At 59.4% G+C, this 14720-nt stretch carries 8 protein-coding genes; 5 read left to right on the top strand and 3 right to left on the bottom strand.

Annotation, left to right across the window (positions count from 1 at the left end; all coding sequences use genetic code 11):
* Nucleotides 1–72 precede the first annotated feature (72 nt).
* From GHN92_RS07765 to msrA, 3 genes are all read left to right on the top strand, one after another.
* The gene (locus GHN92_RS07765) at nucleotides 73–1458 is read left to right on the top strand and encodes an alkaline phosphatase D family protein (protein ID WP_178102610.1); all 1386 of its coding nucleotides are present in this window, start codon (nucleotides 73–75) and stop codon (nucleotides 1456–1458) included.
* 175 nt (nucleotides 1459–1633) lie between these two features.
* A complete protein-coding gene (locus GHN92_RS07760) occupies nucleotides 1634–4327 on the top strand; it encodes an EAL domain-containing protein (protein ID WP_153379825.1) in 2694 nt (897 codons plus the stop codon).
* A 67-nt stretch (nucleotides 4328–4394) separates the two neighbouring features.
* Complete coding sequence (msrA, locus tag GHN92_RS07755; RefSeq protein ID WP_095000899.1) at nucleotides 4395–5042, top strand: peptide-methionine (S)-S-oxide reductase MsrA; 648 nt, start codon at nucleotides 4395–4397, stop codon at nucleotides 5040–5042.
* Between the two features lie 109 nt (nucleotides 5043–5151).
* Here msrA and GHN92_RS07750 read toward each other — a convergent pair whose 3' ends face one another.
* Together GHN92_RS07750 and putP are read right to left on the bottom strand one after the other, a co-directional pair.
* Nucleotides 5152–5994: a 23S rRNA (adenine(2030)-N(6))-methyltransferase RlmJ gene (locus tag GHN92_RS07750; protein WP_095017705.1), complete on the bottom strand. Its 843-nt coding sequence runs from the start codon at nucleotides 5992–5994 to the stop codon at nucleotides 5152–5154.
* A gap of 169 nt (nucleotides 5995–6163) precedes the next feature.
* A complete protein-coding gene (gene putP, locus GHN92_RS07745; RefSeq protein ID WP_095000897.1) occupies nucleotides 6164–7651 on the bottom strand; it encodes a sodium/proline symporter PutP in 1488 nt (495 codons plus the stop codon).
* 460 nt (nucleotides 7652–8111) lie between these two features.
* On the opposite strand from putP, the gene putA reads away from it, so the two are divergent.
* A complete protein-coding gene (gene putA / locus GHN92_RS07740; RefSeq protein WP_095017706.1) occupies nucleotides 8112–12065 on the top strand; it encodes a trifunctional transcriptional regulator/proline dehydrogenase/L-glutamate gamma-semialdehyde dehydrogenase in 3954 nt (1317 codons plus the stop codon).
* Between the two features lie 66 nt (nucleotides 12066–12131).
* On the opposite strand, the gene GHN92_RS07735 is transcribed toward putA, so the two are convergent.
* Nucleotides 12132–12713 (bottom strand): hypothetical protein, encoded by a 582-nt coding sequence (locus GHN92_RS07735; protein WP_095000895.1) that lies wholly within the window; start codon nucleotides 12711–12713, stop codon nucleotides 12132–12134.
* 246 nt (nucleotides 12714–12959) lie between these two features.
* Here GHN92_RS07735 and GHN92_RS07730 point away from each other — a divergent pair, with 246 nt between their 5' ends.
* Complete coding sequence (locus GHN92_RS07730; protein ID WP_095000894.1) at nucleotides 12960–14702, top strand: potassium/proton antiporter; 1743 nt, start codon at nucleotides 12960–12962, stop codon at nucleotides 14700–14702.
* The last annotated feature ends 18 nt before the right edge of the window (nucleotides 14703–14720 follow it).

Raw genomic sequence — 14720 nt, 5'->3', positions numbered from 1 at the left:
CCTTTTCTACCGTTAACCAAAGGAATTGAACCACGCGATTGCCATCGCCCAAACATCAGAAAGGATTTCGATGTGATCCCACCCACCGTTGGCCCGATAGTGGGCTTTACCACTTCACAGCACGCGCGCATTTTTGTCCGCGGCGAACTCGACAAAAACAACGCCGTCTTCGCCGGTATCCGGCATCGCAAGGCTGGCGACAGCCAGTGGTCTGCCGGTGTGTTTTCAAGACTGAGCCCTGAGTTCGACATGTCCGATACGCTGGTCTTGAACACTCTGCACAGTGATACCCGCTACGAATACCAGGCTGGCTGGTTCGCCACCGCAAACCCCGGGCACACGACTGAAACCGTCAAGCAGATCCCGCTTCAATGGCCTGCCACGGTATACAGTTTCAAGACCGACTCAACTGCACGCAACCGTACTCGCCGATATGTCGTTGGCTCTTGCCGCTACCTCAGGCTCACGGCAGGCATCCCTTCTGCCCCGCACCTAGGGGACGAAATCTTCGGCAACATCCATGCACTGACCCGCCAGCAAAGCATTGATGCTGTGGTGATGGCCGGCGATCAGGTGTATGTCGATGACCTGAATATTGTGGCCCCGGACCGCGACTACTCCAGCATCACCCGAAAATACCGCGCCGCTTTCACACAACCCCATATCCGCAAGCTAATGGCAGGCACTGCGACCTACATGATCCTCGACGACCATGAAATCGAAGATAACTGGCCAGCCAATCGGGATACCGGAGATAAAACGCTCTACAACAACGCCATGAGAGCTTACGAGGCTTACCAGTGCAGCCATGGCCCGGCCCACGACCTGCTGCCCGACGGGCGCATCAACCGCAACCTGTCCCGCTACTGGTACAGGTTTGCCAACGCTGACATCGACTGGTTCGTCATGGATTGCCGCACCGAGCGCACCCTTACGGGGCGTGACAAACGCATGATCGGCGTCACTCAGGAACAGGCACTGCTCAAATGGCTGATCAACAGCAACGCCAGGGTCAAGTTCATCGTCAGCAGCGTCATGCTTATGCCCGACCAACGGCGCGACAATGACGGCTGGAAGGCCTTTGCGGCGCAGCGCAACCGCATCCTCGAAACCATTCGCAGCAACGCCATCAAGAACGTGGTGTTCGTGTCGGGCGATATTCATGGCTCGCTCTGCTGTCATCTGACCCACGACAAAAGCCCGGACTTTATCGTACACAGCGTGGTGTCCTCACCCCTGTGCAATACCAGACTGCTGCCGTACGCGAACGTCAGAGACCTGCTCGTCAACACCCCCCTGACCAGCGTGGGCACAGGCACTTACTCACTCAAGCTCAACAGTCGAGTGGTCAGCGAAGACAACTTCGTCTGCCTGAGCATTAGCGGCCAACAACTCAAGGTTGATTTTCACAATAAAAAGGGCCGGATTATCGAGTCCGCAACTGTTGAGCTTAAATAAGCTGCAAACCTTGCCGATCGGCCTGCAGGAAATCCCCGACCGGCCGATAAGCCCTTATAGCACTTAGCCTTTATGTTCACTTGTCAGCACGCCGAGCATGATGCAACCTTGCCGTCTACCACAGAGACAGGGTGACAGCCCGTGCGCAATCCGCATTTGTGAAGCGAGTGCCCCAATGAAAAGCCAGCCTGATGCTGCCCCGCGCCTGGCAGCCGAGGTCGTGACCCAGCTCCCCGTACCTTCCAGGCTCGGCATGCTGCGTTTCGAACGGCTTAATGAAGCCAGCTGGGCCATGCTCTATCTCGACCCGCACTGCGAGCGCCAATTCGGCATGCCCGCGGCAGACTTGTGCGCGCTGGTTGGCTCGCCCTACGCCAGTCTGATGGAACCCCGCGCCCGCTATCACCTGCACGATGCAATCGAGCATCAGCTCAGAACCAGCCACCACTACGTTGTGCATTACACCCTGCACACCGCCCTGGGCCCACTGAACCTGATGGAGCTGGGCGAGGCCTACAAACAGCACAATCGACATTTTTTGCGCGGCTATCTGCTGGCCATTGAAGACAGCGCTGCCAGCCCTTCGCCCGCCCCGGTGGCCGAACTTGAAACACAAAACAGCCGCCTGCAGATCGCCCTGGCGCTCAACCAGCGTACCCAGGCGGATCAACTTCAGCATCTGGAGCGCGTGCGTGCCCAGCAGGACTTGATCCTGCGCCTCGCCCGTCATCGCTACAGCCAGCACAATTCGCTGCAAGAAGCCGCCGAGCTGATCACCCGCAGCGCCTGCGATATCTATCAAATCGATGGTGCCAGCCTGTGGAATCTTGAAGGCAACCGGTTGCTGCCTGTTTCGGCGTTCGAACGCGAGACCCAGGCCCATGTCGCGCAAGACATCTTCGATGCCAACCACTTCCCCGACTACCTGGAAGCCTTGCACACCAGCCGTTCGATCGACGCGCCGAACGCCAGCCGCGACCCGCGCACCCGCGAACTGGTGGCCAGCCTGGGCCGGCACGAAGCCAATGCCATGCTCGACGCAGGTATCCGCATCGACGGTCAGGTGGTGGGCGTCCTGTGCCTGGAGCAGGTCGGCAGAACCCGCGCCTGGCAAGCGGACGAAATCGCCTTCGCCGGCGAGCTGGCCGACCAGTTTGCCCAAGTCATCAACAACCACAACCGCCGCGCCGCCACCAACGCCCTGCACCTGTTCCAGCGCGCTGTCGAACAAAGTGCCAACGCCTTTTTGCTGGTCAACTGCGATGGCGTGGTGGAGTACGTAAACCCCAGCTTTACCGCCATCACCCAATACAGCACCGAGGAAGTCCAGGGCCATAAACTGTCCGAGCTGCCCGCTCTGGAAAACCTCAGCGAACTGCTCTTCGATGCTCACTCCAGCCTGAGCAAAGGCAACAGCTGGCAGGGTGAATTCAAGAGCCGACGCAAAAACCTGGAACCCTACTGGGGGCAGATGTCGATTTCCAAGGTGTATGGCGACAACCGTGAGCTGACCCACTACATCGGTATTTATGAAGACATCACCGAGGCCAAGCTGGCGCAGCAGCGCATCGAACGCCTGGCCTACACCGACAACCTGACCAACCTGGGCAACCGCCCGGCCTTTATCCGCAACCTCGATGAACGCTTCGCCCGCAACAGCAACACGCCGGTGTGCCTGTTGCTGGTGGACATCGACAACTTCAAGCGCATCAATGACAGCCTTGGCCACCAGACCGGCGACAAGCTGCTGATCAGCCTGGCCCGGCGCCTGCGCAACAGCCTGAGCGCCAGCGATGGGCTGGCGCGCTTTGCCAGTAACGAATTCGCGGTATTGCTGGACGATACTGACCTGACGACCGGACAGCAAATTGCCAGCCAGTTGCTGATGACCCTCGACAAGCCGATGTTCGTCGATAACCAGCTGATCAGCGTCACCGGCTCGGTCGGGGTAGCCTGTGCGCCCTTGCATGGCCGGGATCCGCAAACCCTGATGCGCAACGCAGGCCTGGCGCTGCACAAGGCCAAGGCCTGCGGCAAGCACCAGGTGCAGGTGTTTACCGAAGCCCTGAATGCCGAAGCCAGCTACAAACTGTTTGTCGAAAACAACCTGCGCCGCGCCCTGACCCAGAGCGAACTTGAGGTGTTCTACCAGCCCAAGCTGTGCCTGCGTACCGGACGACTGCTGGGCATGGAAGCCCTGCTGCGCTGGAACCACCCTAAAAACGGCATGATCCGCCCCGATCAGTTCATCAGCGTGGCCGAAGAAACCGGGCTGATCATCCCTATCGGCAAATGGGTCGCCCGCCAGGCGTGCCGGATGAGCCGGCAACTGAGCCTGGCCGGGCTGGGCAGTCTGCAAGTAGCGATCAACGTGTCGCCCAAGCAGTTTTCCGACCCCGACCTGGTTGCCTCGATTGCCAGTATCCTCAAGGAAGAACAGTTACCGGCTGCGCTGCTGGAGCTGGAGCTGACCGAAGGCTTGCTGCTGGAAGCCACCGACGACACCCGCCTGCAACTCGACCAACTGAAAAAACTGGGCCTGACCCTGGCCATGGACGATTTCGGCACCGGCTACTCATCACTCAGCTACTTGAAAAAATTTCCGATCGACATCATCAAGATCGACCGCAGCTTTATCAAAGACATCCCCGACAACCAGAACGACATGGAAATCACCTCCGCCGTGATTGCCATGGCCCACAACCTCAAGCTCAAAGTGGTTGCCGAGGGCATTGAAACCGCTGCACAGTTGGCATTCCTGCGCCGCCATCGCTGTGATGTAGGCCAGGGTTATCTGTTCGACCGACCTATCCCCGGCAGCGAACTGATAGAAAAACTCAAACGCTACCCGCGTGGCCCACTGGCCTGACAGCGCCGTAACACTCGGGCACACTAGCAGCCTGACTTCCTACACTCTGACTGAGAGGACATGAAACATGGTCTTGCGCTCGGAAATCCTGGTGAATAAAAACGTGCTACCCACTAAAGAACAAGCCCTGCCCGGCCGTGACACTCACGTACAACTGCCGGAAACCCACTACGTCACCGGCCAGCCGCTACTGGGCCCGTTCCCGATGAACGTGGACTTCGCGATTTTTGGCCTGGGTTGCTTCTGGGGCGCAGAACGCAAGTTCTGGGAGCGCGAAGGCGTAGTCAGCACCGTAGTGGGCTATGCGGGCGGCTACACGCCGAACCCGACCTACGAAGAAGTCTGCTCGGGCCTGACCGGCCACACCGAAGTGGTGCTGGTGGTCTACGAACCGGAAGTGGTCAGCTACAAGCAATTGCTGGCCATGTTCTGGGAACTGCACAACCCCACCCAGGGCATGCGCCAGGGCAACGACATCGGCACCCAGTATCGCTCGGTGATCTACTGCACCACCCCTGAACAGCTTGAGCAGGCACTGGAAAGCAAGAAGGTGTTCCAGGCGGAACTGGACAAGGCCGGGCTGGGCACCATCACCACTGAAATCGACCAGGCGCCAACGGTGTACTTCGCCGAGGCATACCACCAGCAGTACCTGGCGAAAAACCCGCAGGGTTATTGCGGTATCGGCGGCACCGGTGTGACCTGCCCGATTTGATGTAGCACAAAAAACGGTGGGAGCGGGCTTGCTCGCGATGCAAGCGACTCGGTGTTTCTGTTACACCGCATCGCCTCGATCGCGAGCAAGCCCGCTCTCACATTGGTTTTCAGCTATTTTCCGCAATCAACCATTCCATCTGCCAGCCACCCTGGGTTTGACCCAGTTTTTTGGCCAGCCACGGCAACAGTTCGCGCAGCTCTTCTTCGAGACCCCAAGGCGGGTTGGCGATCGCCAGGCCCGAACCATTGAGGCTGTTGGGCGTATCCAGCGGATGCACGAACAACTCCACCTGCAGCAACTTCGGTGCACCTGAACCTGCCAAGTCCTGATAGAAACGACGCAACTGGCGCTTGTCCTTGATCGGATACCAGATCGCTACAACGGTCTGGCGCATGCGACTGATCGCGTCTTTCAACGATTCGGCGCAGCGCTTCATTTCGTCGAGTTTCTCGAACGGCGGGTCGATCAGCATCAAGCCACGCTTCTCAGCCACCGGCAGCAAAGCACGCGGCACATGCCAGCCTTCGCCCAAATGCACCGCTACGCGGCGATCACCCTTCATGTTGTCTTTGAGCAATACGCCGTCTTCGGGGTGTTTCTCGTTCAACAGCACACGGTCCTGGGAACGGGTCAGGCGTCGCGCCCACTCCGGCGAGCCCGGGTAATAGCGCAACTCGCCATCCGGGTTCATCTTGCGCAGTACTTGCATGTAGTCATCAGTCACTGCAGGCAGGTCTTTCTGCCCCCACAACCGTGCAATGCCTTCAAGGTACTCGCCCGTGCGGTTGGCCTGATCGCCCTTGAGGTCGTACAGACCAATACCGGCGTGGGTATCGAGATAGGCAAAAGGCTGCTCTTTGCGCGACATCAGGGCGATGAGGCGGGTCAAGACGATATGTTTGAAGACGTCGGCGTGGTTGCCGGCGTGGAAGGCGTGACGATAGTTCATGGTTGCTCCTGCGCAGGAGGCGAAGTTTACCTTGTACGCAACCTGACGTCAGGTCGCGGGCGTTTTTTCCGAGATACGGTGAGCAACGCCCAGGCAAAAAAAACGGCCCGTCTCACCTGGAGACGGGCCGTTTTTGAACACTTCAAGGTCAGCGCAAGCGCTTCTCTGATCAGCTGTTTTGCTGGAAGTCTTTTTCAGCAGCGTCGAAACGCTCGATCATGCCTTTGCTTGGGCCTTTGCCCGCAAGGCTTGCCAGCACAATGGCCAGGCTGCCCAGGATAAAGCCCGGGATGATTTCGTACAGGCCAAACAAGGCGAAATGCTTCCACACGATCACGGTAATGGCACCGACCAGAATACCGGCCAATGCACCATTACGGGTCATGCCTTTCCACAGTACAGAGATCAGTACTACTGGACCGAACGCAGCACCGAAACCTGCCCACGCGTAGCTCACCAGACCCAGCACACGGTTCTCCGGGTTGGAGGCCAGTGCAATGGCGATCAGTGCAACCACCAGCACCATGATCCGGCCAACCCATACCAGTTCCAGCTGGGAGGCATTTTTACGCAGGAAGGACTTGTAGAAGTCTTCGGTCAGGGCACTGGAGCACACCAGCAACTGGCAGCTCAGGGTACTCATGACCGCAGCCAGAATGGCCGACAGCAGCACACCGGCAATCCACGGGTTGAACAGCAGCTTGGCCAGTTCAATGAATACGCGCTCTGGGTTTTCGGTCACCGGCCCGGCCACTTCAGGGTGTGCCGAGAAGTAAGCGATACCGAAGAAGCCTACAGCGACGGTACCGGCCAGGCACAGGATCATCCAGGTCATGGAGATGCGACGCGCCTTGGCGATCGACTTGACCGAATCAGCGGCCATGAAACGCGCCAGAATGTGCGGTTGACCGAAGTAACCCAGACCCCAGCCCATCAGCGAAATGATGCCGATGAAGGACGTGCCCTTGAGCATGTCGAAGTTGCTTGGGTCGTTGGCCTCGATGGCCAGGAACGTGGTGTCTACGCCACCCGTGGCCAGCAGCACGATGATGGGCGTCAGGATCAGCGCGAAGATCATCAGGGTGGCTTGAACCGTGTCGGTCCAGCTCACTGCCAGGAACCCACCGATAAAGGTATAGGCGATGGTCGCCGCAGCACCGGCCCACAAGGCGGATTCGTAAGACATGCCGAAGGTGCTTTCGAACAGGCGGGCGCCGGCCACAATGCCGGAAGCGCAGTAGATGGTGAAGAACACCAGAATCACGATGGCCGAGATGATCCGCAGCAAACCGCTTTTGTCTTCAAAACGGCTGGAGAAGTAATCCGGCAAGGTCAGCGCATCACCGTTGTGCTCGGTCTGTACCCGCAGGCGACCGGCAACAAACAGCCAGTTCAGGTAAGCGCCGGTCACCAGACCGATGGCGATCCAGCTTTCCGACAAGCCGGACATGTAGATCGCACCCGGCAAACCCATCAACAACCAGCCGCTCATGTCGGAGGCACCGGCGGACAATGCAGTGACAACGCTGCCCAGGCTACGGCCACCGAGAATATAGTCAGAAAGGTTGTTGGTGGAGCGATAAGCCATCAGGCCAATCAGCACCATTGCCGCAATATAGATCACGAACGTGATCAGGGTTGGGTTACTAACACTCATTGATAAAGCCCTGGCATTGTTTTTATGTTTAGCGGCGGTCTGGCCGTACGCTCACAAACGTCCTGTTTGAGACGATTAACCCTGCCGCGCATTTATGACTGATGTTTCCCCAGGAAATCCATCAGCCGATGAACCAATCTTCTGTAGGAGGTTGCACCTTGGGCGCGAATGCTATGCAACAAAGCAAATCGGGTGCAACCAGTTTCTGCGAGCCAAGTTGCACCTTGTCGCCTTTTCGTCTCAATTCGGAGTTTTTGCGCCTTTTCGGAGCAAAGACCCTACCAAACCAAACAGAAAGCACCACACCAGGGCACTGATTTCACCCCGCCTGAATATTCCTGACGAAGCGTCGACCAATCCACAAAAAAACGGGTTGCACCTAGTTGCACCCGTTTCGGCGCAGCGCTAATCTTGCCGCCAGCTGCTGCCACGCAAATGTGGCACCCATGAGGATAAAAAAATGGCTACCACCACCCTTGGGGTCAAACTTGATGACCCGACCCGCGAGCGCCTCAAGGCCGCCGCGACCTCGATTGATCGCACGCCACACTGGCTGATCAAGCAGGCAATCTTCAATTACCTGGAAAAACTCGAGGGTGGTGCAACCCTGACCGAGTTGAGCGGTATCCCTGGTTCTGCCAGCGATGACGCCGACGAAGTACAAGCCGACCACGCGCATCAATGCTTCCTGGAGTTCGCAGAAAGCATCCTGCCGCAGTCCGTACTGCGCGCTGCCATTACTTCGGCGTACCGTCGCCCGGAACCCGAAGTGGTGCCCATGTTGCTGGAGCAGGCGCGACTGCCAGCCCCTATGGCCGAAGCCACGCAAACCCTGGCAGCCTCGATTGCCGAAAAATTGCGCAACCAGAAGAGCGCCGGCGGCCGTGCCGGTATCGTGCAGGGCTTGCTGCAGGAGTTTTCCCTGTCGTCCCAGGAGGGCGTGGCCCTGATGTGCCTGGCTGAGGCGCTGCTGCGTATCCCGGACAAAGGCACCCGCGACGCCCTTATTCGCGACAAGATCAGCACTGGCAACTGGCACCCGCACCTGGGCAACAGCCCGTCGCTGTTCGTCAACGCTGCAACCTGGGGTCTGTTGCTGACCGGCAAGCTGGTGTCGACGCACAACGAAGCAGGCCTGACCTCCTCCCTGAGCCGCATTATCGGCAAGAGCGGCGAGCCGATGATCCGCAAGGGCGTCGACATGGCCATGCGCCTGATGGGCGAGCAGTTTGTCACCGGCGAAACCATCGCCGAAGCCCTGGCCAACGCCACGCGCTTTGAAGCCAAGGGCTTCCGTTATTCCTACGACATGCTCGGCGAAGCCGCACTCACCGAACATGACGCACAAAAGTACCTCGCGTCCTACGAGCAAGCCATCCACTCGATTGGCAAAGCCTCCCACGGTCGCGGCATCTATGAAGGCCCGGGCATTTCCATCAAGCTGTCGGCCCTGCACCCGCGCTACAGCCGCGCCCAGTACGAACGCGTGATGGACGAGCTGTACCCGCGCCTGTTGTCGCTGACCTTGCTGGCCAAGAAGTATGACATCGGTCTCAATATCGACGCCGAAGAAGCAGACCGCCTGGAAATCTCTCTCGACCTGCTCGAGCGCCTGTGCTTCGAGCCGCAGCTGGCTGGCTGGAACGGCATCGGCTTCGTGATTCAGGCTTACCAGAAGCGCTGCCCGTATGTGATCGACTACGTGATCGACCTGGCTCGCCGCAGTCGTCATCGCCTGATGATCCGCCTGGTGAAGGGCGCGTACTGGGACAGCGAAATCAAACGCGCCCAAGTCGAAGGCCTGGAAGGCTATCCGGTCTACACCCGCAAGGTGTACACCGACGTGTCCTACCTCGCTTGTGCGAAAAAGCTGCTGGCCGTACCAGAAGCCATCTACCCGCAATTCGCCACCCACAACGCCCAAACGCTGTCGGCGATTTATCACATTGCCGGTCAAAACTACTACCCGGGTCAGTACGAGTTCCAGTGCCTGCACGGCATGGGTGAACCCCTCTACGAACAGGTTGTAGGCAAGGTTGCCGAAGGCAAGCTGAACCGTCCGTGCCGTGTGTACGCCCCAGTGGGTACCCACGAAACACTGCTGGCTTACCTGGTGCGACGCCTGCTGGAAAACGGCGCGAACACCTCGTTCGTTAACCGTATCGCCGACCACACTATCGCAATCCACGAGTTGGTGGCCGATCCAGTCAGCCAGATTGAACAAATGGCCACGACCGAAGGCGGCTTCGGCTTGCCGCACCCGCGCATCCCGTTGCCGCGTGATCTGTATGGCAGCGAACGCGCCAACTCCAGCGGCATCGACATGTCCAACGAACACCGCTTGGCGTCGTTGTCCTGCGCCTTGCTGGCCACGGCCCATAACGACTGGAAAGCCGCGCCGATGCTCGGTTGTGACTCCAGCAACGAAGCGCCGGCGGCGGTGCTCAACCCGGCCGACCTGCGTGATGTGGTGGGTCATGTACAAGAAGCCACCGTTGAAGACGCCGATAACGCTATCCAGTGTGCCCTGAGCGCCGCACCGATCTGGCAGGCCACCCCGCCCGCCGAGCGCGCTGCGATCCTGGAGCGCGCCGCCGACCTGATGGAAGGCGAGATCCAACCACTGATGGGCCTGCTGGCCCGTGAAGCTGGCAAGACCTTCGCCAACGCTATCGCCGAAGTGCGCGAAGCAGTGGACTTCCTGCGCTACTACGCGGTGCAGGCCCGTAACGACTTCACCAACGATGCCCACCGCCCGCTGGGCCCGGTGGTCTGCATCAGCCCGTGGAACTTCCCGCTGGCCATCTTCAGCGGCCAGGTGGCTGCAGCATTGGCTGCCGGTAACCCGGTACTGGCCAAGCCTGCCGAGCAAACCCCGCTGGTTGCCGCACAAGCCGTACGCATCCTGCTCGAAGCCGGCATCCCGCAAGGCGTGCTGCAATTGCTGCCTGGCCGCGGCGAAACCGTCGGCGCACGCCTGGTGGGTGATGATCGCGTCAAAGGCGTGATGTTCACCGGCTCCACCGAAGTGGCCCGCCTGCTGCAACGCAATATTGCCGGTCGCCTGGATGCCCAGGGCCGCCCTATCCCGCTGATCGCCGAAACTGGCGGCCAGAACGCCATGATCGTCGACTCTTCGGCCCTGACCGAGCAAGTGGTTATCGACGTGGTGTCTTCGGCCTTCGACAGCGCCGGTCAACGTTGCTCGGCACTGCGGGTACTGTGCCTGCAAGAGGACTCGGCAGATCGCGTCATCGAAATGCTCAAAGGTGCCATGGCCGAATCGCGCATGGGCAACCCCGAGCGCTTGAACGTGGACATCGGCCCGGTGATCGACGCCGAAGCCAAGGCCGGGATCGAGCAGCATATCCAGGGCATGCGCGACAAGGGCCGCTCTGTGTACCAGATGGCCATCGCCGATAGCGAAGAATGTAAACGCGGCACCTTTGTCATGCCGACCCTGATTGAACTGGAAAGCTTTGACGAGCTGGAACGCGAGATCTTCGGGCCGGTGCTGCACGTGGTGCGCTACAAGCGCAAAGACATCGACCAGTTGATCGCACAGATCAACGCTTCGGGTTATGGCCTGACACTGGGCGTGCATACCCGTATCGACGAAACCATTGCCAAGGTGGTCAACAACGTCAACGCCGGTAACGTCTACGTCAACCGCAACATCGTTGGTGCAGTGGTCGGCGTGCAACCGTTCGGCGGTGAAGGCCTGTCGGGTACCGGCCCGAAAGCCGGTGGCCCGCTGTACCTGTACCGCCTGCTGTCGACCCGCCCGGGCAATGCAATCGAGCAATCGTTCGCCAAGGTCGATGCCGTGACCGCACCGGACACCCAGGCCCGCGAGGCCATGAGCAAACCGCTCAGCGCCCTGCAAGCCTGGGCAACCAGCAACCAGCAACCAGCACTGGCCGAGCTGTGCACCGAGTACGCTGCACACTCGCAAAGTGGCATCACGCGCCTGCTCAACGGCCCGACCGGCGAACGCAACAGCTACGCCATTCTGCCGCGTGAACATGTGCTGTGCCTGGCTGAAGTTGAAAGCGACCTGCTGACCCAACTGGCTGCCGTTCTGGCCGTGGGCAGCTCGGCGGTACTGCCGCAAAGTGAACTGGCCAAGGCCCTGCTGGCCCGCCTGCCTGCAGAGGTGCAGCCACGCATCACACTGGTCGCGGACTGGACCAAGGACGAAGTGATCTTCGACGCCGTCCTGCACCACGGCGACTGTGACCAGTTGCGTGACGTGTGCCAGCAAGTGGCACAACGCGCAGGCGCCATCGTTGGCGTACAGGGCCTGTCCCAGGGCGAAACCAATATCGCCCTGGAACGCCTGGTGATCGAGCGCGCACTGAGCGTCAACACCGCTGCTGCGGGTGGCAACGCAAGCCTGATGACCATCGGTTGAGGATGTGATCGGGCAATAAAAAACCGGGCACCCGAAAGGGTTGCCCGGTTTTTTTACGCCATGAACTCAACGTTGGCTCATGAATTCCATATAGCCAACGATGGCCATCAACAGCGTGCCGGCCACCATCCAGGCAAAATTAGCGCAGCTCAGGGCCTTGTTGACGCTGCCCTGCGGGTCACCCGCCAGCATATTGATTGCGCGCTGGGCCGCCACCAGCATTGCACAACAACCGGTGATCAGTACTGCATTGGTGAACAACACATAGACCGCATCCGCGGGCCGGGTAAACAGCGTGGACACCAGCACCGAGAACATGACCAGCAGCATAATGAGCAGGCCTCTGGTCTCGGGTTGCCAAAAATAGCAGCGCCCTGTCCTGTCGAGGCCGTTCTGAACCACTTCAAACAGCGGCAGGATAAAAAATGGCCAGAGCGCAGCGCGCAGCAACGGCGCGATCGGCGCCCCGGTTTCCGCTTTGTAGGACGCCCAGTTGCGATATGACCAATAGACCATGTACCCGCCTGCCGTAAGCCCATACAGCAGCAGAAACTTGCTGACAGACACGACATAAAGGTTGATTCGTTTGTCGTCACACCACGGTGTTGTCTTCGATAGCCTGTTGCCAGCCTCAGTAGCAGGGTTCATGTCATGTCCGTGCGCAAGTGGGAGGCCGCAGTACACACAATTTACCTAATATAAAAATGCAGTGAAAATCCCATTTTTTTGTAAGAAAGGCCTTCAGTCCTACTCGACAGGCCCAAACACCTCCAGGGTGTAATCCATTCAAAACCTTTTTTGACAGCCCGCCAATGGCGCAGGTTAGAATCGATGGCACGCAGGCTGCATGCCAGGTCTGCGCCCTGTCTTTTTTAGCTTTCTGGAGTACTGCCTTTGAATGCGACGACCATCAACAGCCTGTTCTTGATCGGCGCGTTGCTGGTAGGCGCAAGCATCCTGGTAAGTTCTCTGTCCTCGCGCCTGGGCATCCCGATACTGGTCATCATCCTTGCGGTGGGCATGACCGCAGGTGTCGATGGCGGCGGCATCATTTTTGACAACTACCCCACGGCCTATCTGGTGGGCAACCTCGCTCTGGCGGTGATTTTGCTCGACGGCGGCTTGCGCACCCGGGTTTCCAGTTTTCGCGTGGCGTTATGGCCCGCGTTATCGCTGGCCACGGTTGGGGTGATGATCACCACGGGGCTGACCGGGCTGATGGCCGCCTGGCTGTTTAATCTCAACTTGATCCAGGGTCTGCTGGTTGGCGCCATTGTCGGCTCCACCGATGCCGCCGCAGTGTTCTCGCTGCTGGGTGGCAAAGGTCTGAACGAGCGGGTTTCAGCCAGCCTCGAAATCGAGTCCGGCAGCAACGACCCGATGGCGGTATTCCTCACCGTCACCCTGATCGACATGCTCGCCAGCGGTGAAACAGGCCTGCACTGGAGCCTGTTGCTCAACCTGGTGCGTGAATTTGCCATCGGCGGCACGGTCGGTCTGGCAGGCGGCTGGCTAATGCTGCAAATGGTCAACCGTATCAACCTGGCCAACGGCCTGTACCCGATTCTGGTGATCGCAGGCGGGCTGGTGGTCTTTTCCCTGACCAACGCCCTGCACGGCAGCGGCTTTCTCGCGGTCTACCTGTGCGGCCTGGTGATTGGCAACAGTCCGATCCGCAGCCGTCATGGCATTTTGCATATGCTCGACGGCATGGCCTGGCTGGCCCAGATTGGCATGTTCCTGGTGCTGGGCTTGCTGGTCACGCCACACGACCTGTTGCCCATCGCCATTCCAGCACTGGCACTGGCCCTGTGGATGATTCTGTTTGCCCGCCCGCTGTCAGTGGTAGTGGGGCTGCTACCTTTCAAAGCCTTCCATGGACGCGAAAAAGCCTTTATCTCATGGGTAGGCCTGCGCGGTGCGGTGCCGATCATTCTGGCGGTGTTCCCGTTGATGGCCGGGCTGCCCAATGCGCAGCTGTATTTCAACCTGGCATTCTTTATCGTTCTGGTATCTCTTCTGGTGCAAGGCACCAGCCTGCCGTGGGTCGCCAAGCTGCTCAAGGTGACCGTACCGCCTGATCTGGCCCCTGTGTCCCGTTCAGCCCTTGAAGTGCATGTCACCAGCGAGTGGGAACTCTTTGTTTATCGCCTCGACGCACAAAACTGGTGCATCGGTGCGGCCCTGCGTGAACTGAAAATGCCCGACGGCACCCGTATCGCCGCCCTGTTTCGCGATAAAAAACTGCTCCATCCGTCGGGTAGTACCACGCTTGAAGTGGGTGACCTGCTCTGCGTCATCGGCCACGAACACGACTTGCCTGCCCTGGGCAAATTGTTCAGCCAGCCCCCGAGCCGTGGCCTGGACCTGCGTTTCTTCGGCGACTTCGTGCTCGAGGGCGACGCCCAGCTGGGCGCTGTGGCCGCCTTGTACGGCCTGAAGCTGGACGGCATCGACCCGAACACCTCACTGAGCAGCTTCATTGCCCACAAGGTCGGCGGCGCGCCGGTGGTCGGTGACCAGGTGGAGTGGAACAACACCATCTGGACGGTTGCGATGATGGAAGGGAACAAGATCGCCAAAGTGGGCGTCAGATTCCCCGAAGGAAGTGCACCGGGCCCGGGGCTGTTCCTCTAAACTCCAACTTTCCGCCCT

It is taken from the genome of Pseudomonas sp. FSL R10-2964 (assembly GCF_009600035.1).
Lineage (GTDB): Bacteria > Pseudomonadota > Gammaproteobacteria > Pseudomonadales > Pseudomonadaceae > Aquipseudomonas > Aquipseudomonas bubulae.
Note: the sequence above shows the minus strand (reverse complement) of the source record. Positions and strands in the feature narration are given on the sequence as shown.